The sequence below is a fragment of the Bowmanella dokdonensis genome (assembly GCF_017254865.1).
GTDB classification, from domain to species: domain Bacteria; phylum Pseudomonadota; class Gammaproteobacteria; order Enterobacterales; family Alteromonadaceae; genus Bowmanella; species Bowmanella dokdonensis.
Window position 1 is genome coordinate 1 of record NZ_JAFKCV010000098.1, and the last position, 439, is coordinate 439.

The following is a 439-nucleotide window of genomic DNA, read 5'->3' on the forward strand; positions in this document are numbered from 1 at the left end:
TAGCACCTGCGAAACCTGGCCATCACTGGTCAGCACCTGCGGGTTTCCTTGCGCATCCTCTTCCGCCACCCCTTGTTCGTCGATCAGCAGCTTATTATTCAGTGGCGCTTGGGTATGCCAAATCAGCTGTTTTCTGTCAGGATCGTAAGCAAACAACCCACGTGAAACAAAAGGACGTTTAAGCTGGGGCAACTGTTTTTCCTGCACAAAGGTGCCTTGCTGCAACGCTCCCAGCCATGTCGGTGCATCCTGAGGTTCGGCATTTAGTGAAAACGCAGCCAGCATCAGCAGTATTATGGATTTCATAAGGCCGCCAACTTATCCAACAGCACTTGTGGGCTGGCAAACTGCATCTCGCCGCTTTGCTTACATACCGCGACTTGAATAGTCGATGCTTTGGTCAGCTTCTTACCTGTAGCTTCATCACGAATCAGATAGG

General features: G+C 50.8%; 1 protein-coding gene. It reads right to left on the reverse strand.

Features of this window, described 5'->3' with window-relative positions; translation table 11 throughout:
• Positions 1 to 306 (reverse strand): LolA family protein (locus J0A66_RS21720; protein WP_369127389.1); only part of this gene is annotated, 306 nt, incomplete at its 3' end.
• Positions 307 to 439: the final 133 nt, after the last annotated feature.